The following is a 22,055-nucleotide window of genomic DNA, read 5'->3' on the forward strand; positions in this document are numbered from 1 at the left end:
GATTGGATTGCTGGCTTTATGATTCAAATCATAACGATGACATTGTTTGTCTTTACAAATTACCTGATGCAAATGAATATTCCAAAAGCTGAACTTTAAGCTCATTGCTCAGTGCTACTTCTGAAGTGAACTTAACACCAATCATCCACCCTTTATGCAGTTTTTTGATATTGGCTATGGAACAAGGGTGCTCTGCCTCAAGGTATTCATCAAGCGGTGATGAAATAGATACTACATCGCCCACCTCAAACTCAGGCTCAACAAGGCTAGTAAACCCACATCCTGAAATTGAAAAATCGACCAACGTTCCCTCATACACGTCGTTTTCATGTTTCAGCGTACAGTCTAACTCTATTTTATAGCGCTCATGTTCTCTAACAGGCTTTGAAACAAAGGACGCTGGAATTCTTAAAAAGAGAAGAGGAGATGGCCTTTGTTGTACAAATAACGCCGTCGTCTTGAAAGCAATAACATGCCCTAAATCGGTTTTTGAAACACCTCGAATTACTACATCAATATTGTCGAGTTTTCGTAGGGCTTGCTCTTCAATAAGTCGAATCGGGACATCCAAGAGTAAAAAAGCACCTTCTTTTAAGCCGATGAAGGTTGCTGGGTAGGTGTGCTTCTCAATTGGCCCAAACTCTAATGTGACGGAGAGTTTGATTCCACCTATTAGGAACTTGTTCAGGTCTTCCTTAGTGTGAGTCGATGGCATAATTATGGCTGTTTTATCTTTGATAAATAAAGATTACTTAAAGCTTGGTTCTTTTCAAGCGCAACACTATCAGTGATGCGCTTTGTATCGTGGTCAAATCTCATTTTGTGCAAGATATCACGGATGGTTGGCTTACTAAGGCGCTCGTTTTGAGCTTGAAAATTGCGGTGGCCGATAAGTATCTTGGTGGTGTTTTTTCATCAAGACATTGCTCGCGACAATACTACCGATAGTGACAAATGCTAATGCACTTATGGTCACTATATCTGGCTTTTCTGATAGCAAAGGTATGGCAAGTAGAGTGGCTAAAGCCGGAGTTAGTGAACCTAAAGCAGCGCTAGCTTCCGCCCCAATTTTTTTAACGGCATAGAGAAAAGTGAATGAAGCAACGAGCCCGGCACCGATGCCCTGCAACATCAGTTGCCACATTACGTCGCGCCAAGGCCATTGCGTCATAGGGGTTTTAATCAAGTAACTTTCTAGCCACCCGCAGGTGATTGCCAAGCTTAATAGAACGAGAGAAGAAATAGAGACAAATCCAGCGCAGGCATAAGCGTTAAGGTTACTGACTCTAGCGCTAATTGTAAAAACGGCCCACATAAGGCTACCTAGCAAGAACAGGGTATGGCCCTTGAGTTGCTGCCAGTTGTACTCGTCGCCAATGTTAGACATCAAAAAAAGTATCACTCCGAATAAAACTGCGCAGAGCCCTAGAACGCGATGATTGGATAATGGTTGCTGATAAAACAAGACCGCGATTGCAGAGACAAACATGGGTAGAGTACCCGGAATTAGTGCGCTTCCGTGTGAAACGGGTGCAAACTTCATTGCTGTTCCTGCAACTATTAGGTAAGGCAGCCCACTACCAATAATAAGACCGGCTTTATATCGCTTTGGTACGGCGCTGATCGAAGGTAAATGCTTCACAACAAATGGTATGAGGATCAAGCTAGGAATAATGAATCTAGTGATGGCGATATCTGCAGGTTCAAGCTGTGAATGTACGCCAAATTTCAAAGAGATGAAAAAACTAGCCCAGACGAGGAGCGTTGCAAACATAGCGCAATAACCAAGCATCATGGTAGAAATCCGTTAATGTAAATGAATTGTAATTATTACGTGTGTTGAGGGACGAATGGTGGCAAACTTGAGCGTGTTTTAAGTGTTGGCTGGTTGCTTTTGCTAATGTTTGACACATTTTTGGTGTATATCCTCAAGGAGGACTCTTTGGATAGGATCGATAAAAAGCTGTTATCACTGGTACAGCAAGATGCGCGGCTAACCACGGGAGAGCTGGCTGATATGGTTGGGCTTTCGGCATCACCTTGTGCAAGGCGGCTGAAGCGCCTCGAGCAACAAGGGTATATAAGCGGCTATTATGCGATGCTTGAGCGAGAAAAAGTGGGCATTGCGATGACTGTTTTTGTAGAAGTTAGCTTAAATAACCATCAGGCGCATTCGATAGACGAATTTGAGGTAGCGATACTTTCAATGCAAGAGGTAATATCTTGTCACGTAGTCTCTGGCGCTTATGACTATTTGCTAGAGGTCGTCAGTCAAGATTTAAAAAACTACGAAGTATTTACTCGAAAACTTCAGCGGTTAGAGAATGTAAAAGATATTCATACACATCTTGCCATCCGCCAAGTAAAGGGGAGTGGGGAATTACCTATTTTTCTCTAAGCTCTGCCATTTGATAAAACATCATAGCCTTTTGCCCTCGGAACGACTGACCAGGAACTAGTGTGAAATTTTTAGATAAACTTAGGATCTCTCATTACCATCATAAACGTAAGAAGCAGTTTGATGGTGAGTACTCTCAGATTTTGGGGTGGCAGGATTTAAATAGTCAGATATCTAGATTTGAAGCACTATGTAGTGACTTTCGCTTCCGCGACCGCTCCATTTTAGATGTTGGATGTGGATATGGTGATTTACTCGCATACTTGGAATCTACAGAGCGCTTTCCTAGAGCTTATACTGGCGTTGATTTGAAGCGAAGTTTTGTGTCTGCGGCTAAGAAGAGGGAATTTTTAACAAAAACTACCTTCTTAAAAGGGGACTTCAGCAAGATGATCCTCAGAAAATGTGATTTTGTGTTTGCCTCGGGCTCGTTGAACTATCAAACGAGTAATGCGAATCACACCGTAGAGATGATCAGTAAAATGTATGATTTAGCGAATGTTGCGTGTGTTTTCAATTTGCTCGATCAAGAGAAACTACCTGCGATGAAGCTATTGGCATCACATAATAAAGAGGGCGTACTTCGGTATTGTAGACTCTTATGTCCGGAGAGTTATTTGATAGAGGGGTATTCTGATCATGATTTTACAGTGGTTATGATCAAAAAAGCGGAGTCAGTTTCCTAACTCCGCCTAAGAACTTTTAAGCCTTATTGGTTCTTATATTGTGATATCTCACAATCACCAGTCATTCTGTCTACCTTGAATGAAAATGCAGCTGAATGGTATTCCCTACCGTCACTCCAAATTGTTTCTCCAAAGATTTTACACAAGTCCAAATCATTGATTGAACCGAATTGTTTAACGTGCCTAACTACTGACAAAAACTTGGCTTTAGTAGCATTAGGACAATCCATGTTACTCAAACGATTGATAATCATATGGTTTGCATTATCTCCAGCCAAATATGACTTTTTATTTAATTTTGTTAATGGATAAAGTACCCAAAAAGTGGACGTAAGTAAAGCATTATTGTGACGTGTGTCGCTAATTTTAGGTCTGGTTGGTTGAATTCTGACCGTAAATTGGAAGGGGAGTAAAATACCGTTAATAGATTCAATTGGATGGGTTTTGTACACGTAATAAGGTAGCAACTTCTCTGTCGTACTGCGCTTTGAGCGCATCAAATTGAGTTGTCAGTTGGTTGATTTGTGAACCTAGCTCTAACGCTTGCGTGTGATACCAATCAGCTACGATCTGGTTTACTTGGTATTGCTCTTGTTGGCATCCCAATGCGATTTTCTGCCAGTTGTTAGCGTTACTATCTAAAACGCCAGACAGCTTTCGAACGAGGTTAGCGTTTTCTTTGACTTTATTGACAAAAAGTCGAGCGGCATTCAGTTGATTTTCTAATAAGGCTTTCTTACTTTCTGACTGCCATAACAGCGAAATATCTGGCTCTGAGAAGGTTTGCGTTAATAACCGGCGCTGCTTGTGTTCATTTAGAAGTTGGTTGTAGGTGGTTGCGTGTCGATTGTAGGTAGACTCTAATCTATTGAATTGGGTAAGATTATTATTCCATGAATTTTCATTACATTGAGGCTGTTCTTTCGCGAATAGAGCAAAAGAACAACACGTTATTGATGATATGACTAACCATTGTGAAAAAAGTGAATGCATAATGAGCTACTTCGCAATAGGCGCTCCTTCCATTATAGGATGCATCTTTAATGTCGCTCATTAGCCAAAACATTACAGGGAAAGAACATGAAGAAAATCATAATTGCTGTGTTCATTTTGCTTCTATTAGGCGGCGCAGGCGCGGGCTATTATTTCTTTTTCATGCAGAGTGATGAGCCGGAAGCTACTGTTGCTGAGCCTGTACCTGTTACCACTGAGAACACTGAGGCACCTAAGCCTATAATGGACTTAGAAGCCAAACCTAAGGAAATAACGGAATACTACGTAATTGAAAGAAAGATCAGTGTTTATAACGAACCAAGTGAAGATGGCTTAATCGTTGACTCTCTATACAAGGGAGAAAAGCTCTCTGTTCTCGAAAAAAAAGATGGCTGGTTCAGAATTTCTGCTTACATTGTTTATCATGAAGGCGGTGAAGAAACCGCAGAGTGGGTAGATTCTCAAGGGCTTTCAGATGCCGCCCCTGTCATTAAAGAGCAAGAGCGTCTTGAGATTCTGGACAGCTACCTAGGTAAATCCGATGACTTGAAAGAACATCGAAAAGTATTTCGCAGCACAACTCAGAGGCTACTAAAAGATGGTACTTGCAAGCCAGAAGACTTTGAGGAATTAGGTGGATGGGTACGTTCGGTGACTTACAAGACACGTAATGTTTACTTCATATATTGTGGTGGGATAGAGCAAGAGAACAAAATCTATCTTGATGTCGATAACGGCGATATTTTCTATCGATGAGCCATTCCCAGAGTATTGTTTCTAGCTTAATTATGAATTTAGAATTTTTTAGTTGTTAACTATACACGATGAGAATATTATTCAAGGGTCGGACGGGTTGAGTTCGACTCTTTTATTTTAAGTGAGCAGTTATGCCTTGGTATTTCATTAGACACCTCTTTTTGTTGCTTTGTGCAATGGCGTTTGTGCCTGCATACGCAGCAATTTCTGATACAGAGGTTTCAGTACCAAGCCACGTTAAAATCAAAGTAAAACCTGTAGTCTCCAATCAAGTTAACCAACCTGTTGATTTTAAAGAGCTGACAGAAGAAGAGCCTGTTCAATCTCCAGTATCTGAAGGGCATGTCAGCCAAGACTCCTACGCTATTTTTAACTATCAACGATTTACGTCGCATCTAAGAGAAAATATCGATGATGAACATGTTGATAGTGTTTCCGATTTAACCTCGCCATTTTACGCCGATGCAGGCTACGCTTACGGACTGCACACTACAGTATGGCGTCAAAATCGTTCTACGTTTAACCACTTCGTTAGCGATCATCGCCTTTCCGGCTGGAAAGAAACCAATGCGATGTACGTAGCGCTCAATAGTCAGTTTTCTGCATAAACACCATCACTCTGCACATTTTGTGCATTCTTAACACGACGACTTTTCTACAGAGCAAATAGAAGCTCTGGGTATTCTATACCTGCATTTTTCAGGTAAGCGTTTGTCGTGTCTTGAATCTAATTAATTGAAACTTCACTGCAAAGTGAAGGGATGATGTTTACATGAAGAAAACACCCGGAACACAAAAAAACAGAAAAGTGCTGAATCATTACTCAGCATGGAAATATGTTGTACTCGTTACGACCATCATTATCTTAACGCTAAGTGCAATCCCAACTTGGTTTGGTGAGCAACCTTCTATTCAGGTGACGTTTGCTGATCAAAACAACAGCGCGATGTCGTTGGTTCAATTAGACCAACTATTGAAAACGCATCATATTCCCGCCTCAAAGATTATCGAGAAAGACGGAAAAACCACTATCGTGTTTGATGGTGAAGATGCTCAAAGTAAAGCGCGTGCATTACTAAATGAGCAACTAGACCAAGACGACAGTATCACGTTCTCATACGTATCTGTTGCGCCAGAGTGGCTTAATGAAATGGGCTTTAGCCCAATTAAACTAGGTCTCGACCTTCGTGGTGGTGTTCAGTTTTTGCTTAATGTCGATGTGAATAAAGCGTTCGAAGAGCAGCGAGATGCACTTATCGATGAAATCAAAGCTAACCTTCGTGAGCAGCGTATTCGTGGTGTTCAAGTTCGTTCCGAGGCGCATAATCACATCGCCGTAAACAGCGAAAATGAAGAAGGCTTGAAAGCGGCGAGTCAGTTCATTCGTCAAAACTACCCTGGTTGGACAATGACCAGCTCTGACCGCGGCTTCGAACTTCAACCAAGCGAACAAAACATCCAAGAGTTCCAAACCACGACACTTCAACAAAACTTGAAGATCATGCGTGGACGTATCGAAGAGCTAGGTATTACTGAAGCATTGGTTCAGCGCCAAGGTAAAGAGAGCATCCGTATTGAGCTACCAGGCGTTCAAGACCCTGCACAAGCTAAAAACGTTATTGGTGCAACGGCAAGTCTTGCCTTCTATGAAGTAAAAGATGCGAGCCAAGCGCGCACTAGCCAAGATTTGGTTCTTAAAGATAACGATGGTCGCACCGTTATTTTGCAAAAGCGTCCGGTTCTTACTGGTGAGCATATTGTGAACGCTCGCGCGGGTGTCGATCAGATGGGTATGTCAGAAGTGAACATCTCTCTCGATCACGCTGGTGGTAAGAAGATGAGCGACTTCTCTGCAACTCACATTGGTAAGCCAATGGCAACGGTCTACCGCGAGTACAAAACAAACGAACGCGGTATGACAGAGCGTAGTGAACGCGTAATCAGTGTAGCAACCATTCAATCTCAGCTTGGTAGCCAATTCCGCATCACAGGTGCTGGCAGCATGGATGAAGCACAACAGCTTGCGCTACTTCTGCGTGCTGGCTCGCTTACTGCGCCAGTGACTATTGTTGAAGAACGTACTATCGGAGCATCGCTTGGTGCAGAAAACATTCAAAATGGTTTCGCAGCACTAGCGTTAGGTATGGGCTTAACCCTTCTATTTATGGCGCTTTGGTATCGTCGTTTAGGCTGGGTTGCAAACGTAGCATTGTGCGCAAATATGCTTTGCTTGCTTGGTCTTATCGCGTTGCTTCCAGGTGCGGTACTGACTCTACCAGGTATTGCAGGTTTAGTTCTTACCGTTGGTATGGCCGTTGATACCAACGTAATTATTTTTGAACGTATTAAGGACAAAATGCGTGAAGGCCGTAGTTTCGCGCAAGCGATCGACTTAGGCTTTGACAGTGCATTTGCGACTATCCTCGATGCCAACATCACCACCATGATCACCGCAGTGATTCTATACGCGATCGGTAACGGTCCAATTCAGGGCTTTGCCTTAACACTAGGCTTGGGTCTGATGACCAGTATGTTTACGGGCGTATTTGCTTCTCGTGCAATGATCAATTTAATTTGGGGCCGCGATGGCCGTCGTGATGTGAGGGTTTAATCATGGTCGAAATGCTAAAACAAAATATTCGCAAGATTCGTTATTTCACTACTGCTGTGTCAGCGGTACTAACAATCGTTGCTTTGGTAGCTCTTGGTATGAAAGGGCTTAATCTCGGTCTCGACTTCACTGGCGGTATGGTTACTGAAGTTAAGGTTGATAAACAACTGACTAACCACGATTTACTTAATGCTCTTCAACCAAAACTTGGCGAATCAACATCGGTTACGCGTTCTGGTGAAGACGGTCGTTGGGTCATTCGTTACTCTGCGCCAGCTGAAGGCCAAACACTACCAAGTGTTGCAGACGTTCTTAAGCCAATCTCGCATCAAGTTGATGTGGTGAGCAACAGCATCGTTGGTGCTCAAGTGGGTCAAGATCTGTTCGACCAAGGTGGTCTAGCACTGCTGATTTCGGTACTAACCATTCTTGGCTACCTGTGTTTCCGCTTTGAATGGCGTTTGGCGAGTGGTTCGTTATTTGCTCTAGCACACGATGTGATCTTGGTACTTGGCTTCTTTGCTATTACACAAATGGAGTTTAACTTAACGGTATTTGCGGCGATTCTGGCGATTCTTGGTTATTCGCTGAATGACTCGATCATCATTGCAGACCGTATTCGTGAGCTTCTTGTCGCGAAACAAAGTTGGAAGACCGAGAAGATCAATGATGAAGCGGTATTAGCGACGTTCTCTCGTACAATGGTGACATCAGGCACAACGCTGATAACCGTTGGTGCGCTATGGATTATGGGCGGCTCTGCGCTTGCTGGCTTCTCGACAGCAATGTTTATTGGCGTACTTTCTGGTACGTGGTCATCAATCTCGATTGGTACGGTGCTTCCTGAATGGTTGAAGCTAGAACCAAAACACTACCTACCAGTAGAGATCGACACTGCACCATAATACTTGGTGTGTAATACCAACCAGAAAAGGTATTTGGGCAATGTGACCATCTACTTACCCTGATTGGTATAGGTAAAAGTGCTTGCGCCACTCAATTCGAGTGGCGCTTTTTTATCTGGACAAACGACAAACGACAAACGACAAACGACAAACGACAAACATTATTTCACACGCATCAGTCGATGCTTGACTGAGCCCAAATCAAACTCAATAACTTGGGAACGCTTCATTGATTCTACTTTGGTGAGCATTGAATCTTTGTAGCCTTTCTTTTTCATCCACTGTAACGGCTCAGAGAAGCTGTCCTCATTGACCACATAAGACTCTCCTTTATGTTCACCGGCGTAGACGTTAACTACCCACACACGGGCTTGGAAATCCAATACCTCACCTATGGTCTGTTTGAGCTTATTTAAAATGTTCTTCATCGCAGGCCGCTCGCTTCTAACTCATTAATAGCCAAATACCGACCCCCATCATTAAAGTTCCTGCGATTCGATTCATTAACCGAACGTTTTTTGTTTGTCCAAGCAGACGCTTCAAGCCTTTACCACCAGTTGCGTAGAGTGACATGCAAATGAACTCGAACATCAGAATAATAGAAACCAACACGACGAGTTGAGGGGTAAGAGCAGCACTTTGGTCAATAAAAGGAGGGAGGAGAGAAATCATAAACGCCCAACCTTTTGGGTTTGCGATTGCTGTTACGAAACCTTGTAAGACTAGATCCCAGTTACCACTGATAGGGATATCGGAGTTGTCAACGTTGATAGCGAGCTTTCCACGTGAGCGCCACATTTCTATACCAAGATAGAGGAGGTAACCGCCGCCTATAAATTTGAGTGCGGTAAATAGCCACGGGTAGTTAAGCATAATAGCCGCAATACCAAGTACAGCAGACACCGAAACCAGCGCAACACCAACCAGCTCACCTACCATCATCCAAAGAGTGCGTCGATATCCAATACTCATTCCTAGTGTTAAGGCGAGAGTCATGCACATTCCGGGCGTAATTGATACGAAGAAAAAAGTAGGGATGAACATGGTTAACAAAGCGGTATTCATAGTAACTGATAGTTTTGTAAGTCAATAGTAAGCTATCAAAGATAGTGCAAAAGGGTGATAGATGCCACCAATAATCAACATTGGTCACATTGATATAGAGTTATTATTCAATTATTTAATCGAACTTAAGGCGTGACTAAATGCGCGCGACATAATAGTGCAAACTTGCACTAAATAGTGACATTTATAAATAAATCCTTACTAGTGTAATTAAATGAGAAAGATTTCTTTTTGTCATTTTTATATTTTATTTAATTAGCCTGATTACCATTTGGAAAGGTATTTGTTAATAAATAAATCTCTCAGTAAAAATCTAGGGAATTGATATATTTAATATTAGTTTTTATACCTGAGTGAAGTATTAATTCTATGATTTAATTGCGAATAATCACTTTTAGAAAGAATGATGATCTTACGCTCCTTGTAAATGAAACATACATAAAAATGTATGTAACATATTGAATATATTATGTTTTTCAAAATTGAGAATGTTCTATTATTGTTGTTTTGTTCTTCAAAAACAATGACTTGACGTAATTTAACTTTTCCATAACATTTCACTGCGATTGAGATCTAAATCAATCTTATGCAAACAAATAAGTTTTTTATTTGAAATGTAACATTTCTAAGTTAAGTTTAAATAAAAGGCAGTAGAGGACTTACTGTCGAAAGAATAAATAAACACGTCAGTTGGCGAATCATTACGCCAGTGTATTAGTTTGCTTTTTAAATGCCGTTAAGAATGGAGTCTTCAATGAAGAAAGTCGCTTTGATCACTGGATCAAAAGGCGGAATTGGTTCTGCTATTTCCTCTCAATTAGTAAATGATGGTTACCGTGTTATCGCAACATATTTCACGGGTAAATATGAATGTGCTTTAGAGTGGTTTAATGAAAAAGGGTTTACGAAAGAGCAAGTTCGCCTTTTTGAGTTAGATGTTACTGATACAGCTCAGTGCGCTGAAAAATTAGCCATTTTACTTGAGGAAGAGGGGACAATAGATGTCGTGATCAACAATGCAGGTATCACACGCGATGGTGTGTTTAAAAAGATGTCTGCACAAGCTTGGAACGACGTAATTAACACTAACCTAAACAGCTTGTTCAATGTTACGCAGCCACTCTTCGCAGCAATGTGCGAAAAAGGTGGTGGTCGCATCATTAATATCTCCTCTGTTAATGGTCTTAAAGGTCAGTTTGGACAAGCAAACTACTCTGCGGCAAAGGCTGGCATGATCGGTTTCTCTAAAGCATTGGCGTACGAAGGTGCTCGCTCGGGTGTGACAGTCAATGTCATTGCTCCGGGATACACCGGTACACCAATGGTTGAGCAAATGAAGCCGGAAGTGCTGGAATCTATTACTAGCCAAATCCCAATGAAGCGTTTAGCAACGCCAGAAGAAATTGCAGCATCAGTGAGCTTCTTAGTAAGTGACGCAGGCGCGTATATCACCGGCGAGACCTTGTCGGTGAACGGCGGCTTATACATGAACTAAGGAGTATGATGATGGAAAAAGTATTTATTGTTGCAGCAAAACGCACACCTATCGGTGCGTTTGGCGGAAGCTTAAAAAACACATCAGCAGGCGATCTAGCTGCAGTGGCAATCAAAGGTGCTCTTGAGGCCGCATCACTATCTGGCGAGAAAGTTGATGAGGTTATCGTTGGTAACGTGATTGCCGCAGGGCAAGGCATGGGTGTTGGGCGTCAAGCGGCATTGTTTGCTGGCATTCCAGAGTCAGTCCCTGCATACGGCGTCAACATGGTTTGCGGCAGTGGTATGAAAACCGTCATGGATGGCGTTTCTCATATTCGCAGTGGCGATGCAGAAATCGTTGTGGCCGCTGGTGTAGAAGTGATGTCACAAATCCCATTCATTGTGCCTAGCGTTGTACGTGATGGTAACAAGATGGGCAACATGGAGTTGAAAGATCTCCTCATTGCAGACGGTTTGACGGACGTTTACAACCAATACCACATGGGCGTAACCGCAGAAAATGTGGCGAAGGAAGTGGGCTTATCGCGTCAACAACAAGACGAATACGCACTTTCAAGCCAACAGAAAGCCGTGGCTGCGATTGAAGCGGGTAAGTTCAAAGATGAAATTGTCCCAGTAGAAGTCAAGCAACGTCGCGAAACTGTGGTATTTGACACAGATGAATACCCAAAAGCGAACGCGACGCTAGAAGGTTTGAGCAAGCTACGTCCAGCATTTGACCGAGAAGGTACGGTGACTGCAGGTAACGCTTCGGGCATTAACGACGGTGCAAGTGCCATCATCTTGGCGTCGGAAAGTGCCGTTCAAGCAAACGGTTTGACTCCGATTGCAGAGGTAGTGAGCTACGCTCAATCAGGGTTAGATCCTCAAATCATGGGCCTTGGCCCAGTGGAATCAGTCAATAAAGCGTTGCAAAAAGCTGAACTGAAAACCAGCGATATCGATGTTTATGAATTAAATGAAGCCTTTGCGGCACAAGCGCTAGGTGTAATTCATAAATTGGCAGAAACCAATCAAGTACCCGTGAGCTCAATTCAAGATAAAGCCAACTTCAATGGTGGTGCAATCGCATTGGGTCACCCACTTGGTGCTTCAGGTAACCGTATTCTGGTTACGCTAGTACACGAACTTCACAAACAAGACGGTCAGTACGGGGTTGCCTCACTTTGTGTGGGCGGCGGTATGGGCACGGCTGTGGTTGTAAAAGCAGTTAAGTAGTTATTTAAACGGACATTTTTAATTCTTTCTCTAGGAGATAAACCATGTACACTGATTTCTTTAAAACTTTTAGCGATCAAACTGAAAAGAATCTAGAACCATACTTGAAGTTCAATAAGCTAGTGACAAAGAACGTAGAAGTTCTTACTGAGCTTCAATTGAACGCAATCCGCACTTACAGCGAAGTTGGCCTAAACCAAATGAAAGCGGCGTCAGAAATCAAAGATGTGACTTCTCTAACGGCGTTCAACAGCCAGCAACTTACCGTTCTTACTAAGCTTTCTCAGCAAATGATGGACGACAGCAACAAGCTGCAAGCTATTGCCAAAGAATTCAAAGAAGACGTTGAGCAAATGACTTCGGAAAACCTAAAGACTGTTACTCCTGCGTAATACGTCCGCTTGCGCCGCCCGATTTTTAGGGCGGCGTTGTTTTTTCCGAATATAGGAGTAAGACTATGTTTCAACACTTCTTTTCGGACTATCTTGTAAAGCTTCAGGAAACCAATCAACAGTGGTGGCATGATTTCGAAGTGAACAAGGCAGTCGTGAATTCTCCTTTGAATAAGGCCATGCAAGAAGTGAACTTCGAAGATACTGCCAAACTGTTCGAGCAAGCGGCAAACCAGCCAGCGGCGATTTTAAAGTTACAAGCCGAATGGTGGGAGCAACAGCTTCAAATATGGCAGAACGTGGCACTAGCGGGTAACCAAACACAAATTATCGAAGCAGAGAGGGGCGATAAGCGTTTCTCAAACGATGCTTGGCAACAAGAAGCGATGTATAGCTTCATCAAACAATCATATTTGTTATTTAGCAAAACCTACCTAGATACACTTGATTCAATCGAAGGGCTAGACGAGAAAACCAAAGAGCGAATTACCTTCTTCTCTCGTCAAGCTATCAACGCACTCTCTCCTTCAAACTTCATCGCGACTAACCCTGAACTGCTAAAACTCACTCTTGAGCAAAATGGTGAAAACCTACTGACGGGGCTAGAGAAGTTAAAAGAAGATGTCGAATCGAGCGCGGATATTCTCAAAGTACGCATGACCAACAACAATGCGTTTCGTGTGGGTGATGACGTTGCAACGACAGCGGGCGATGTGGTTTTCCAAAATGAATTATTTGAGTTGATTCAGTACCGTCCTTTGACAGAAAAAGTGAATGCGACACCTCTTCTGATCGTTCCGCCTTTCATTAATAAATACTACATCCTCGATCTAACGGCTAAGAACTCGATGGTTCGTTGGTTATTAGAGCAAGGTCACAGCGTATTTATGATGTCGTGGCGCAATCCTGGTAAAGAGCAAGCTCAGGTTGAGTTTGGTGACTACGTGACGGAAGGCGTCGCAAAAGCCGTTACTGCAATTGAAGACATCACAGGTCAAGAGCAGATCAACGCAGCGGGTTACTGCATCGGTGGTACGGTACTGGCGAGCACCGTGGCGTATTACGCAGCTAAGCGCATGAAGAAGCGTATCAAATCTGCGAGCTTCTTTACGACGTTACTCGATTTTTCTCAACCAGGAGAAGTCGGCGCGTACATTAACGACACGATTATTAGTGCCATTGAAACGCAGAATAACGCCAAGGGTTACATGGATGGGCGCTCGTTAAGCGTGACATTCAGTCTGCTGCGTGAAAACAGTTTGTACTGGAACTACTACGTCGATAATTACTTGAAAGGTAATAGCCCGGTTGATTTTGACCTGCTCTACTGGAACAGCGACAGTACAAACGTGAGTGCTGCGTCCCACAACTTCTTACTGCGTGAACTCTATCTAGAGAATAAGCTAGTACAAGACAAAGGCGTCAAGATTGGAGGAGTGTGGATTGATCTGAACAAGATTAAGATCCCAAGCTATTTTGTGTCGACCAAAGAAGACCATATCGCGTTGTGGCAAGGAACTTATCGCGGCGCGCTTAATACTGGTGGCAACAAGACGTTTGTTTTGGGTGAATCAGGGCACATTGCCGGTATTGTCAATCATCCTGCAAAAAACAAATATGGCTATTGGTTAAATGACAATCTTGATGACTCGGCAGACGAGTGGTTTAACAATGCGAATCATCAAGAGGGCTCTTGGTGGACGCATTGGCATGACTGGTTGATGCAATTTAACCCGAAAGAGCAAGTCGAGCCATTCCCGGTCGGCTCTGAGCAGAATCCTGTAATTGATGAAGCCCCCGGTCAGTACGTTAAACAAGTATTGCCTATCAAAGAGTCCTAGACTGCTCCTTATAGCAGCATTAGTTGGCGGCCATAGTTTGGTCGCCTTTTTTATATCTGGTGTTTCAGGGCAAAGCGGGGAAGGAGACAGGGATTGTTTCGATAGCTTGTGGGTATCAGTTAGAGGGAGAGCTTTTAGAGCCTGCTAGTGGCTAGGATTGTTAAGGATACAAAGAAAAAACGCCAAGCAAATGCTTGGCGTTTTCCGTCAACAAAATAGGCAAAAATGTCGACTGGTTCGAGGCGGTTTAGACCTCTTTATCCTTACCTAGTGAGAGTAGCCATAGAGAGATTGCTGCTACTCCGACAAAGCCGGAAAGAATAATGACTGGCATTGCGCTGTATCCAAGGAAATGCCAGATAAAGGATTCAAGATTACTCATATTCTGTATTTCTCCTTATTGCCAGCCTTCAACACCGTGCATGTCAGGCAATTTGTGTGCAATACCTTTGTGACAGTCTACACAGGTCTTATCGCCATTCGCTAAAGCGGTGGAGTGTTGTTTTGCACTTCGAGAGCCTTGTTCTGAGAAGTCCATGTATTCAAACTCGTGACAGTTGCGACATTCCAACGAGTCATTCTTTTTCAAACGAGCCCATTCTCGTTCCGCAAGGTGAGCTCGACGAGCTTGGAACTTTTCAGGTGTATCGATGGTTTTCGTTACGAAGTGAGCAAACAGCTCTTTTGATGCTTGAACCTTACGAACGATTTTGTCTGTCCATTCATGTGGTACGTGACAATCTGAACAGATTGCGCGAACACCGGAACGGTTAGAGTAGTGAATCGTCTCTTGGATTTCTGCGACGATAGGTGCGTGACAACCTGAACAGAACTCTTCTGTATTGGTCGCCTCCATACCTGTGTTAAATGCGCCCCAGAATAGAAGACCACCAGCAAACCCCATAAATAGCACTATACCTACAGCAGCTTTACTTGGGCTTGTCAGTCTCTTCCAAAACGCTTTCAATAATTTCATAGATAGCCTCTTATCTTTTCAAGCCGCACTTATTTCAGTGCATCAACGCTCTTGAATTTGTTTTCAACAAGCGGCTTCGCGTTTGCTTGAGGAACATGACATTGCAGACAGAAGTAGCGACGAGGAGACATATCTGCCAGTACAGCATCTTCACGGTTCACATAGTGTGTTACGCTAATTTTCGTTGCACCCATCTCTTTAGCATTCTTCCAGCTATGGCAAGCTAGACATTTGTTCGCGTTGAGAGACACCTCATAGTTACGAATGTTATGAGGAATCAAAGGTGGCTGATAAACAAAGCTGCTATCAAGAACCTGCTCTTTTGGGTATTTTTTAAAGTCATCCGCTGGGCGAGTAGATTCTAGCTCGCTTGCCCCACGTAGAGACTCAAGTCCGCCGATGCCGCCTGGGTTATCGAGTTCGGCTACTGCTGCACCACTAACTAGCGCACCTACAGATAACAGTGCAATTAGAAATTTTTTCATTATTAATTCTCCGCCTAATGGCTAAATTCTTAGGTATGACTGCTGCTTTCACAGCAGTCATCGCACTCTTAATTAAGCAATTTTTGTGATCTTCACTGGACACTTCTTAAAGTCCGTCTGCTTAGACAGAGGATCCGTAGCGTCTAGGATCAGTTTGTTAATCAAAATACGAGCATCAAAGAATGGTACGAATACCAAGCCTTCAGGTGGACGGTTACGGCCGCGAGTTTCAACACGAACGCGTACTTCACCACGTTTGTTTGCAATCAGAACTTCTTCACCGCGACGTACGTTACGTTTCTTCGCATCAGCAGGGTGCATGTAAACCACTGCATCAGGAACCGCTTTGTAAAGCTCAGGTACACGACGAGTCATAGTACCTGTGTGCCAGTGCTCAAGAACACGTCCTGTACACAGCCACATATCGAATTCAGCGTCCGGCACTTCTGGTGGCGCTTCGTATGGTGCAGAGATAATCAGTGCTTTACCATCTGGCTTACCGTAGAAGTCCCAACCGCTGCCAGCTTTAGCGTATGGATCTGAGCCTTCTTTGAAGCGCCAAAGCGTTTCTTTTCCGTCAACCACTGGCCAGCGTAGACCACGAACTTGGTGGTAAACATCGTATGGTGCTAAGTCATGACCATGGCCGCGACCAAACGCTGCGTACTCTTCAAACAGACCTTTTTGTACGTAGTAACCGAAGTGGTGTGCGTCGTCGTTTAGCTCACGCGCTTCTTCTATTGGGTATTTGTTAATAACGCCGTTAGCAAATAGCATGTCGTACATGGTTTTACCACGGTATTGAGGCGCAGCAGCAAGTTGCTCTTCGGTCCAAACTTCTTCCATTTTGAAGCGTTTAGAGAATTCCATCACCTGCCATAAGTCAGACTTCGCTTCGCCAACAGTACCCACTTGTTGGTACCAAGCTTGAGTACGACGCTCTGCGTTACCATAAGCGCCTTCTTTTTCGATCCACATTGCTGTAGGTAGAACTAGGTCAGCAGCTTGCGCTGTTGCTGTTGGGTATGGGTCAGAACATACAATGAAGTTTTCTGGGTTACGGTAACCAGGAAGACGTTCACCATTGATGTTTGGACCGGCTTGCATGTTGTTGTTACACATTACCCAGTAAGCGTTTAGCTTGCCGTCTTTTAACATGCGATCTTGAAGAACCGCGTGGAAGCCAGGTTTAGGTGGAATAACACCATCAGGAATATTCCAGATACCTTCTGCAATCTTACGGTGTTTAGGGTTAGCAACAACCATGTCGGCTGGTAGGCGGTGGGCAAACGTACCAACTTCACGAGCGGTACCACATGCTGATGGCTGACCAGTAAGTGAGAACGGGCTGTTACCTGGAGTCGCAATTTTACCTGTTAGCAAGTGAATGTTGTAAATCAGGCTGTTCATCCATACGCCACGAGTATGTTGGTTCATACCCATTGTCCAAAGTGACATTACTTTCGTGTTTGGATCCGCGTATTGTTTTGCAAGCTCGATCAACTTCTCTTGCTCCACACCAGATAGCTCAGAAGCTTTCTCTACTGTGTAAGGTGCAACGGACTTTTTGTACTCTTCGAATGAAATAGAGCTCATTTTGCCAGAGTTAGGGTTAGCGGCAGCTTTTTGAAGTGGGTCATCATCACGTAGGCCGTAACCGATATCTGTTGTCGCTTGCTTGAAGTTTGTATGCTTGTTTACAAAGTCCCAGTTTACGGCATCATTTTCGATGATGTAGTTTGCAATGAAGTTGGCGATTGCTAGGTCAGATTGAGGTTCGAAGATGTAACCTTTGTCTGCTAGTTCAAATGAGCGATGGTAGTAAGTCGATAAAACATTAACTTTAACATGTGGGTGACTTAGGCGACGGTCAGTAATACGAGTCCACAATACTGGGTGCATTTCTGCCATGTTTGAACCCCAAAGCACGAAAGCGTCAGCATTCTCGAAGTCATCATAACAGCCCATTGGTTCATCGATACCAAATGTACGCATGAAGGCACCTACAGCAGAAGCCATACAGTGACGAGCGTTAGGGTCGATGTTATTTGATCGGAAACCGGCTTTCATCATTTTTGCAGCCGCGTAGCCTTCCATTACTGTCCATTGACCAGAACCGAACATACCAACACCAGAAGGGCCTTGTTTTTTAAGTGCTTCTTTCCACTTATCAGCCATAGTGTCAAATGCAACATCCCAAGATACAGGCGTGAACTCACCGTTCTTATCGTATTTGCCATCTTTCATACGCAGTAGCGGTTGAGTCAAACGGTCTTGACCGTACATGATTTTCGATAGGAAGTAGCCTTTGATACAGTTTAGGCCCTTGTTCACTGGTGCTTCTGGGTCACCCTGCGTTGCTACTACTTTACCGTTTTGAGTACCAACAAGAACAGAACAGCCTGTACCACAGAAACGACAAGGCGCTTTGTCCCATGTGATTTTGGTTTGATCAGAGCTTGCAATCAGATTGGTTGCAGAAGCTGGTAGTGTAATACCTGCGACAGCAGCAGCTGATGCAGCCGCGTTTGCTTTCACAAACGCACGTCTTGTCATTTTCATACTTCACCCTCAATTTGGGAATGTTGTGTTCCAGTGTCTTCTTTGTCCGTTTCTTCTAGCCCAGTTTCGATTTGGTGATAAACCAGTACTGTGCTTAAGACATTCGGTAAATTATTAATCGCATCGATTGTATCGGTGATGAAACCTTGGTTTTCGGTTTCTAGCACCACCACAATTTTGCCTTCTGGGCTATCCCCATAAATTTCTGCGTTTTCGTACGCTTCAATCTGGGTCTTTACTTCAGCCAGGTGCTCAGGCAGAACATGGATTACCAGACTCGATATGTGCACTTCGTTTAGTGACATGTATGTCTCTCGTTTTTATCGCCTTTAGCGCTAAATAAGGGCTAGGCTGTTATATTGCTCACATTGATGGATGAAGTAGGGCAAACTGATACACAGGCGCCGCAGCCGTTACACTCATCAAGGTCTATATTTGGTTGTGCTACTTTGCCAATTTCCAATTGGAACTTAATTGCCATTGGGTCGCACATATCCCCACAGCTTCGGCATTCGACATTTTGCGTTGCTAAGCAGCTATCGTTGATCGTTGCTTTTGCCTGCCATGGTTGCTCTTCTTCAGCTAAAAAAAGCGGCTCAGGACAAGCATCGGCGCATTGATAACAAAACGTGCACTCATCAATCGAAAAATCAACGGCAGGAAAACCGCCGTCACTTTTGGTAATAATCTTGGTTTCGCAAGCCTCGATACATTTACCGCAGCGAGTACAGTCATCGATGAACTGAGTTGGTTTAGCCAGCCAAGGAAGACGTACCGAATTATCCGGTTGCGTTTTTCTTGCAAAAAGTCTTCGTCTAGAAAGGTCTACCACTTAGTTACCTCAAAGTTAGAAACCCAAACTAAGCATAGTCCACAATTTCATTAATAAACTGTCATTTAAGTACACGAAATTGTAGTTTTTGACATATATCTATAAATACCTCTTAGGAGGTAATTGGGATGCAATGTTGTTTTGGATCAATAAATTCCAACGCAGGTGATCACATATTGATAAAGTTAAAAGATAATGCGTGTTACATAGTAAGAAATGCGGTTGTCGTATCAGCGGAGTTCAGAGTTGTTTAATAATGTGAAAAAGTCAGTAACACGTACCATCGCATCTGCCATGATGTTGATTTTGCTCCTCTCAGTGGCGACGACTGGCTTTGCTATTTTCACTCTTGCATCGAGCCTTAATGATGCAGAGGCCGTCAATGTGTCTGGTTCAATGCGTATGCAAAGCTATCGATTAGCTCACGATATTCAGAGTGAATCTGTAGACTATTCTTCACATATTGACTTATTTGAGCAGTCTATATACTCCCATTCGATGCTGGCACTGCAACATTGGTCAGTACCTGACGACATCACAAAAGATTACTACCGTCTGATCCTTCGCTGGCATGAACTCAAATCGGTGTTGAAGAGCCAAGATAGAGACCGATATTTGGTGTTGGTAGCGGGCTTTGTGAAGCAGATTGATGCGTTCGTTTTTAAGCTGCAGCATTATTCTGAGCAGAAACTGATCAACTTAGCGTGGATTGGTGGATTAGGGCTCGGAGGCATTTTGTTTGTTAGCATGTTTGTTGTGCATTTTGTCAGGCTTGAGGTGGTCAGGCCGTTACGTGCATTAGTATTTGCTAGTGAGCAGATCCAGAACCGTTCGTTTAACGTGTCATTGAACGTTTCAAGTGATAATGAAATGGGTATCCTAACCCGAACCTTCAACAACATGGCGCACGATCTAGGCCAGTTGTATCGGGGATTAGAGCAAGCTGTTAATGAGAAAACTCGCAAATTGCAACATGCTAACCAGTCGTTACAAGTGCTTTATGACTCATCGAAGGAGCTGACCGCTTCGCGCATTCATCAAGAGAACTTTCAAGCAATCCTACAACATATTGTAAGCTTGGAAGGTATTCGTGCTGTAAAGCTTGAAATCGACCAAATTGGCGAACCAAACTGGATACTGACGGAAGGTGAAGAGTGTCGTCATGATTGCGATAGTGAGTGTCATAGCAAAACACTGACTCTCGATGGTGAGCACCTTGGTTACTTGCACTGGAAAGCGGGCTTACCGTGTCCTAATGAGTCACTTATCGATAACTTTGTGCAGATCTTATCTCGTGCGGTATATTACAACCGCGCACAAAGGCAAGCCGAACAGTTATTGTTGATGGAAGAACGAGCCACCATTGCGCGTGAGTTGCATGATTCATTAGCTCAAGCTCTTTCTTATCTTAAGATCCAAGTCTCGCTATTAAAGCGAAGCGTAAAAGGACTACCGGATGAGGTGGCTGTTGCGCAAACTGCGCAAGTTATTGCGGAGCTCGATACTGGGTTATCGGCAGCTTATACTCAATTACGAGAGCTTTTAACGACGTTTCGTCTCTCGATCAAAGAGGGCAGCTTTGGGCAAGCCCTACAAGAAATGGTGGCAACACTGGACGAGCAAACCACAGCGATCATTTCATTGAATAACCAACTTTCGTCTACTGAGCTTGATGCGCACCAGCAAGTGCATCTACTACAGTTGATAAGAGAAGCGACAATCAACGCCATTAAGCATGCGCAAGCTGAGAACATTAACATTGAATGCCTTGAATCCGACGGTTTTGTCACCGTGAGAGTCGAAGATGATGGCGTCGGGTTTGATAGACAAGATGAAAAGTTAAATCACTACGGTATGAGTATCATGCAAGAGCGCGCAGCAAGGCTCCACGCAGATTTGAGTGTTGAGGCTCAACGCGACATGGGCTGTACCGTAACATTAGAATTCCAGCAGAGTAAGGAAGTATAAATTGACAGTGTGTAAAGTAATGCTGGTGGATGATCACCCACTGATGCGCCGTGGTATCCAACAGCTATTGAGTTTCGAACAAGAATTCGATGTAGTTTGTGAGGCAAGTAGCGGTGCAGATGCGATTGCACAAGCGCATGAACATGAACTGGATTTAGTGCTACTCGATCTAAACATGAAAGGTATGTCGGGCTTAGACACACTAAAAGCATTGCGCGCGGATGGTTGTGAAGCTCGTATTGTAATTTTGACGGTTTCTGATAGCCCAGCAGATATTGAAGCGATTGTTCGTAGTGGTGCAGATGGCTACCTTCTAAAAGATACGGAACCCGATGAGCTTGTTGAGTTGCTAAAAAGTGCACATCAAGGTGACAAAGCCTATAGCCAAGCCGTGGCTAACTATCTAAGTGAGCGTTCTGATCAAACGGATGTTTTCGATTCACTAACGGATCGTGAAACACAAATTCTGCAAGAAGTTGCGAGGGGTTTCCGCAATAAGCAGATTGCAGACCGACTGTTTATCTCGGAGTCTACGGTCAAAGTGCATATGAAGAGCCTTTTGAAAAAACTGCAGGTTCCATCGCGTACAGCCGCAACGGTTTTGTATCTGGAACGATACGGTGAGGTGAAATAAAAGATCTCAGGGAATGAGCCGTTGAACTAAACAATTACACACTGCAAAGCTTCTCGTTCTCACTTAAAACCTTTGATTACTAATGCCTGCGCCTTTAAGCGTGGGCATTTTTGTTCGTGACGTCTCTTTTTTAGGGCTCTTTCCAAGAGTTTACTTGGATTGGTGTTCACTCAACTATTCATCTTGCGTATGCTAGAAGCCATAATAATGAAAATAAACTTGTCAGTTTTCTCGTA

General features: G+C 43.6%; 23 protein-coding genes. 12 read left to right on the forward strand and 11 right to left on the reverse strand.

Going from position 1 to position 22,055, the window contains the following annotated elements; genetic code table 11:
• Positions 1-52: 52 nt before the first annotated feature.
• Both B853_RS20190 and B853_RS20195 read right to left on the reverse strand, forming a co-directional pair.
• Positions 53-715 (reverse strand): flagellar brake protein, encoded by a 663-nt coding sequence (locus B853_RS20190; protein ID WP_038886090.1) that lies wholly within the window; start codon positions 713-715, stop codon positions 53-55.
• Positions 716-850: 135 nt separating this feature from the next.
• Positions 851-1,795, reverse strand: coding sequence for a DMT family transporter (locus tag B853_RS20195; RefSeq protein WP_038886088.1), 945 nt, complete (start codon positions 1,793-1,795; stop codon positions 851-853).
• Positions 1,796-1,942: 147 nt separating this feature from the next.
• Here B853_RS20195 and B853_RS20200 point away from each other — a divergent pair, with 147 nt between their 5' ends.
• Both B853_RS20200 and B853_RS20205 read left to right on the forward strand, forming a co-directional pair.
• Positions 1,943-2,398, forward strand: a complete 456-nt coding sequence (locus B853_RS20200; protein WP_029561069.1) for an Lrp/AsnC family transcriptional regulator — start codon at positions 1,943-1,945, stop codon at positions 2,396-2,398.
• 62 nt (positions 2,399-2,460) lie between these two features.
• On the forward strand, positions 2,461-3,084 hold the full coding sequence (locus tag B853_RS20205; RefSeq protein WP_038886087.1) for a class I SAM-dependent methyltransferase: 624 nt from the start codon (positions 2,461-2,463) through the stop codon (positions 3,082-3,084).
• A 429-nt stretch (positions 3,085-3,513) separates the two neighbouring features.
• Here B853_RS20205 and B853_RS20215 read toward each other — a convergent pair whose 3' ends face one another.
• Entirely contained in the window at positions 3,514-4,077 is a 564-nt protein-coding gene (locus tag B853_RS20215) for a hypothetical protein (protein ID WP_038886086.1), read from the reverse strand.
• 87 nt (positions 4,078-4,164) lie between these two features.
• On the opposite strand from B853_RS20215, the gene B853_RS20220 reads away from it, so the two are divergent.
• From B853_RS20220 to secF, 4 genes are all read left to right on the forward strand, one after another.
• Positions 4,165-4,833 carry an SH3 domain-containing protein gene (locus tag B853_RS20220; protein WP_038886084.1) on the forward strand — a complete coding sequence of 223 codons (669 nt, stop codon included), beginning with the start codon at positions 4,165-4,167 and terminating at the stop codon, positions 4,831-4,833.
• 131 nt (positions 4,834-4,964) lie between these two features.
• Positions 4,965-5,441: a hypothetical protein gene (locus B853_RS20225; protein WP_010451303.1), complete on the forward strand. Its 477-nt coding sequence runs from the start codon at positions 4,965-4,967 to the stop codon at positions 5,439-5,441.
• Positions 5,442-5,605: 164 nt separating this feature from the next.
• Positions 5,606-7,444, forward strand: a complete 1,839-nt coding sequence (secD, locus tag B853_RS20230; protein WP_010451304.1) for a protein translocase subunit SecD — start codon at positions 5,606-5,608, stop codon at positions 7,442-7,444.
• Positions 7,445-7,446: 2 nt separating this feature from the next.
• Positions 7,447-8,349: a protein translocase subunit SecF gene (secF, locus tag B853_RS20235; RefSeq protein ID WP_038886082.1), complete on the forward strand. Its 903-nt coding sequence runs from the start codon at positions 7,447-7,449 to the stop codon at positions 8,347-8,349.
• 161 nt (positions 8,350-8,510) lie between these two features.
• Here secF and B853_RS20240 read toward each other — a convergent pair whose 3' ends face one another.
• Together B853_RS20240 and B853_RS20245 are read right to left on the reverse strand one after the other, a co-directional pair.
• Entirely contained in the window at positions 8,511-8,777 is a 267-nt protein-coding gene (locus B853_RS20240) for a hypothetical protein (protein ID WP_010451306.1), read from the reverse strand.
• Positions 8,778-8,793: 16 nt separating this feature from the next.
• Positions 8,794-9,414, reverse strand: coding sequence for a LysE family translocator (locus B853_RS20245; protein ID WP_033009389.1), 621 nt, complete (start codon positions 9,412-9,414; stop codon positions 8,794-8,796).
• A 754-nt stretch (positions 9,415-10,168) separates the two neighbouring features.
• Here B853_RS20245 and B853_RS20250 point away from each other — a divergent pair.
• The 4 genes from B853_RS20250 to phaC all read left to right on the forward strand — a co-directional run bounded on the left by B853_RS20250 (position 10,169) and on the right by phaC (position 14,362).
• Complete coding sequence (locus tag B853_RS20250; protein ID WP_010451311.1) at positions 10,169-10,909, forward strand: SDR family oxidoreductase; 741 nt, start codon at positions 10,169-10,171, stop codon at positions 10,907-10,909.
• 11 nt (positions 10,910-10,920) lie between these two features.
• Entirely contained in the window at positions 10,921-12,129 is a 1,209-nt protein-coding gene (locus B853_RS20255; RefSeq protein ID WP_038885987.1) for an acetyl-CoA C-acetyltransferase, read from the forward strand.
• Positions 12,130-12,173: 44 nt separating this feature from the next.
• Positions 12,174-12,521 carry a phasin family protein gene (locus tag B853_RS20260; protein WP_005433494.1) on the forward strand — a complete coding sequence of 116 codons (348 nt, stop codon included), beginning with the start codon at positions 12,174-12,176 and terminating at the stop codon, positions 12,519-12,521.
• 65 nt (positions 12,522-12,586) lie between these two features.
• Positions 12,587-14,362, forward strand: coding sequence for a class I poly(R)-hydroxyalkanoic acid synthase (phaC, locus tag B853_RS20265; protein ID WP_038885988.1), 1,776 nt, complete (start codon positions 12,587-12,589; stop codon positions 14,360-14,362).
• Between the two features lie 247 nt (positions 14,363-14,609).
• On the opposite strand, the gene B853_RS20270 is transcribed toward phaC, so the two are convergent.
• The 6 genes from B853_RS20270 to napF form a co-directional block, all read right to left on the reverse strand.
• Positions 14,610-14,744, reverse strand: coding sequence for a TIGR02808 family protein (locus B853_RS20270; RefSeq protein WP_005433365.1), 135 nt, complete (start codon positions 14,742-14,744; stop codon positions 14,610-14,612).
• 15 nt (positions 14,745-14,759) lie between these two features.
• On the reverse strand, positions 14,760-15,338 hold the full coding sequence (locus B853_RS20275) for a NapC/NirT family cytochrome c (protein ID WP_038885989.1): 579 nt from the start codon (positions 15,336-15,338) through the stop codon (positions 14,760-14,762).
• Positions 15,339-15,367: 29 nt separating this feature from the next.
• Positions 15,368-15,823, reverse strand: a complete 456-nt coding sequence (locus B853_RS20280; protein ID WP_038885992.1) for a nitrate reductase cytochrome c-type subunit — start codon at positions 15,821-15,823, stop codon at positions 15,368-15,370.
• Between the two features lie 72 nt (positions 15,824-15,895).
• Positions 15,896-18,385, reverse strand: a complete 2,490-nt coding sequence (gene napA, locus B853_RS20285) for a periplasmic nitrate reductase subunit alpha (protein WP_038885995.1) — start codon at positions 18,383-18,385, stop codon at positions 15,896-15,898.
• Positions 18,382-18,690 carry a chaperone NapD gene (locus B853_RS20290; protein ID WP_010451320.1) on the reverse strand — a complete coding sequence of 103 codons (309 nt, stop codon included), beginning with the start codon at positions 18,688-18,690 and terminating at the stop codon, positions 18,382-18,384. The genes napA and B853_RS20290 overlap by 4 nt, the downstream gene beginning before the upstream one ends.
• 41 nt (positions 18,691-18,731) lie before the next feature.
• A complete protein-coding gene (gene napF / locus B853_RS20295; RefSeq protein ID WP_010451321.1) occupies positions 18,732-19,217 on the reverse strand; it encodes a ferredoxin-type protein NapF in 486 nt (161 codons plus the stop codon).
• Between the two features lie 246 nt (positions 19,218-19,463).
• Here napF and narQ point away from each other — a divergent pair, with 246 nt between their 5' ends.
• Positions 19,464-21,185 (forward strand): nitrate/nitrite two-component system sensor histidine kinase NarQ, encoded by a 1,722-nt coding sequence (gene narQ, locus B853_RS20300; RefSeq protein WP_038885996.1) that lies wholly within the window; start codon positions 19,464-19,466, stop codon positions 21,183-21,185.
• 1 nt (position 21,186) lies between these two features.
• Positions 21,187-21,819 (forward strand): response regulator, encoded by a 633-nt coding sequence (locus B853_RS20305; protein ID WP_010451324.1) that lies wholly within the window; start codon positions 21,187-21,189, stop codon positions 21,817-21,819.
• Positions 21,820-22,055 lie beyond the last annotated feature (236 nt).

It is taken from the genome of Vibrio rotiferianus CAIM 577 = LMG 21460 (assembly GCF_002741985.1).
GTDB classification, from domain to species: domain Bacteria; phylum Pseudomonadota; class Gammaproteobacteria; order Enterobacterales; family Vibrionaceae; genus Vibrio; species Vibrio rotiferianus.

Coding starts and splice junctions, on each gene's coding strand:
- B853_RS20190 (WP_038886090.1), bottom strand. CDS start 715: ATGCCATCGACTCACACTAAGGAAGACCTGAACAAGTTCCTAATAGGT.
- B853_RS20195 (WP_038886088.1), bottom strand. CDS start 1,795: ATGATGCTTGGTTATTGCGCTATGTTTGCAACGCTCCTCGTCTGGGCT.
- B853_RS20215 (WP_038886086.1), bottom strand. CDS start 4,077: ATGCATTCACTTTTTTCACAATGGTTAGTCATATCATCAATAACGTGT.
- B853_RS20220 (WP_038886084.1), top strand. CDS start 4,165: ATGAAGAAAATCATAATTGCTGTGTTCATTTTGCTTCTATTAGGCGGC.
- B853_RS20225 (WP_010451303.1), top strand. CDS start 4,965: ATGCCTTGGTATTTCATTAGACACCTCTTTTTGTTGCTTTGTGCAATG.
- secD (WP_010451304.1), top strand. CDS start 5,606: ATGAAGAAAACACCCGGAACACAAAAAAACAGAAAAGTGCTGAATCAT.
- secF (WP_038886082.1), top strand. CDS start 7,447: ATGGTCGAAATGCTAAAACAAAATATTCGCAAGATTCGTTATTTCACT.
- B853_RS20240 (WP_010451306.1), bottom strand. CDS start 8,777: ATGAAGAACATTTTAAATAAGCTCAAACAGACCATAGGTGAGGTATTG.
- B853_RS20245 (WP_033009389.1), bottom strand. CDS start 9,414: ATGAATACCGCTTTGTTAACCATGTTCATCCCTACTTTTTTCTTCGTA.
- B853_RS20250 (WP_010451311.1), top strand. CDS start 10,169: ATGAAGAAAGTCGCTTTGATCACTGGATCAAAAGGCGGAATTGGTTCT.
- B853_RS20255 (WP_038885987.1), top strand. CDS start 10,921: ATGGAAAAAGTATTTATTGTTGCAGCAAAACGCACACCTATCGGTGCG.
- B853_RS20260 (WP_005433494.1), top strand. CDS start 12,174: ATGTACACTGATTTCTTTAAAACTTTTAGCGATCAAACTGAAAAGAAT.
- phaC (WP_038885988.1), top strand. CDS start 12,587: ATGTTTCAACACTTCTTTTCGGACTATCTTGTAAAGCTTCAGGAAACC.
- B853_RS20270 (WP_005433365.1), bottom strand. CDS start 14,744: ATGAGTAATCTTGAATCCTTTATCTGGCATTTCCTTGGATACAGCGCA.
- B853_RS20275 (WP_038885989.1), bottom strand. CDS start 15,338: ATGAAATTATTGAAAGCGTTTTGGAAGAGACTGACAAGCCCAAGTAAA.
- B853_RS20280 (WP_038885992.1), bottom strand. CDS start 15,823: ATGAAAAAATTTCTAATTGCACTGTTATCTGTAGGTGCGCTAGTTAGT.
- napA (WP_038885995.1), bottom strand. CDS start 18,385: ATGAAAATGACAAGACGTGCGTTTGTGAAAGCAAACGCGGCTGCATCA.
- B853_RS20290 (WP_010451320.1), bottom strand. CDS start 18,690: ATGTCACTAAACGAAGTGCACATATCGAGTCTGGTAATCCATGTTCTG.